This window comes from Microbacterium sp. ISL-103 (genome assembly GCF_018613995.1).
Classification (GTDB): Bacteria; Actinomycetota; Actinomycetes; order Actinomycetales; family Microbacteriaceae; genus Microbacterium.
Genome location: NZ_JAGGPD010000344.1, coordinates 1 through 1734, shown reverse-complemented (window position 1 = coordinate 1734; position 1734 = coordinate 1). Strand labels below are relative to the sequence as shown.

2 protein-coding genes and 1 pseudogene are annotated in these 1734 nt (G+C 68.1%); 2 read left to right on the top strand and 1 reads right to left on the bottom strand.

The window, feature by feature from the left end:
• Positions 1 to 511: pseudogene (locus J7E68_RS12810) on the top strand (hypothetical protein); the annotation flags it as partial.
• A gap of 3 nt (positions 512 to 514) precedes the next feature.
• Here the strand turns inward: J7E68_RS12810 and J7E68_RS12805 are convergent.
• Entirely contained in the window at positions 515 to 964 is a 450-nt protein-coding gene (locus J7E68_RS12805; RefSeq protein WP_215173181.1) for a VanZ family protein, read from the bottom strand.
• 32 nt (positions 965 to 996) lie between these two features.
• Here J7E68_RS12805 and coaA point away from each other — a divergent pair.
• A partial coding sequence (gene coaA / locus J7E68_RS12800) for a type I pantothenate kinase (protein WP_215173179.1) occupies positions 997 to 1734 on the top strand: 738 nt, incomplete at its 3' end.

Genomic DNA, 1734 nt, shown 5'->3' with positions numbered 1-1734 from the left:
GATGCCGACCACGAACGAGACCGAGACGGCGGTCGGCGTGTTCTTCAACGACACGACCGGCTCGAAGATGGACTACTACGTCGACGCCACCGTCGGCGTGACGACGGATCAGTGCACCGCCACCAGCGCGCCGACGTGGACCACGACCGTCACGCTGGAGAACAGCATCAGCCCGGATGCCGCACGAGAGCTTCCGCGTTACATCACCGGTCCGTACTTCACCCCGGGCGACATCGGCACCGACTTCATCGTCTACGCGCCGGTGGGTGCGAGCATCCAGAGCTGGACGGTCAATGGCGAACAGCACGAGGCGATCGCGCACACCACGCATCTCGGACGCGACGCCGTGCGCATCAATCTGACACTGCCGCCGCTCTCGACCGCCACGCTGCAGGTCACCATGGCCGGGGCAGACGGCACCACCTCGGCCGACTATGCGCCGACCAGCGTGCACCACACCCCGATGGTCCGTGACACCCCCGTCACGATCGACGCTCCCGGCTGCAAGTAACCGTCAGCTCGCTGCGGCGCCGACCTTCCGGCGGCGCCGCAGCATCGCCACCACCGCGAATCCGACGGCCGCGCCCAGCGTGTTCGCGATGACGTCAGACACGGTCGGGAAGCGCGTCGGCAGCGCGATCTGCACGACCTCGATGAGGATGCTGGTCGCGGCTCCGGCGGCGATGACCTTCCACGCCTGAAGCGCGGGCCACGCCATCGCGACGAGTGCCCCGAACGGTACGAAGAGTGCGATGTTCGCGATGAACTCGAGCACCGGGTAGCCCACGTCGAACGGGACGCCCCAGCCTTCGAGCATCCGCGCCATCGTCGCCACGACGCCGGTCACTGCCTCGGCATCCTGCCCGGGAAGCCAGACGATGAGGCCGAGAGCCACCAGGTAGGGGAGGAGGAGCACGCGTGCGGCCGACCTGAGACGCAGGCGGCGGTCGGTCGGGAAGGGCATCGAGAACGAGGCTAGCGCGCTGCGCCGTTACGATGGAGCGCGTGACCGCTGACCCGACGCCGCCGCTGTCTCCGTATCGAGAGATCGGACGCGATGAATGGGCGCGACTGGCGGCAGGCCTCGACCAGCCGCTCACCGAGACCGAGGTCGTCGAGCTGCGCGGCATCGGAGACCGGCTCGACCTCACCGAGGTGCGCGAGGTCTATCTGCCACTGAGCCGTCTACTCAGCCTCTACGCGACGGCCACGAAGCGTCTGGGCGCCGCGACGAGCTCGTTCCTGCAGGAAGACGACACGACCACCCCGTTCGTGGTGGGTGTCGCAGGCTCTGTCGCCGTCGGCAAGTCGACCATCGCCCGTCTGCTGCGTGAGCTGATGAGCCGCTGGCCCGGCACGCCGCGCGTCGAGCTCGTCACCACCGATGGCTTCCTCTACCCGAACGCCGAGCTCGAGCGCAGGGGACTGATGGAGCGCAAGGGCTTTCCCGAGTCGTACGACCGCCGCGCCCTGCTCGAGTTCCTCACCGAGGTCAAGAGCGGCGCCCCCGAGGTGCGGGCGCCCTTCTATTCGCACATGCGCTACGACATCGTTCCCGACGCCCACGTGGTCGTGCGTCGCCCCGACGTCGTCATCGTCGAGGGACTGAACGTACTCCAGCCGCCGCCCGCCCCCAACGACGTCGCCGTCAGCGATCTCTTCGACTTCTCGATCTTCGTCGACGCCGACACGTCGCACATCGAGAAGTGGTACGTCGACCGGTTCCTCGCGCTG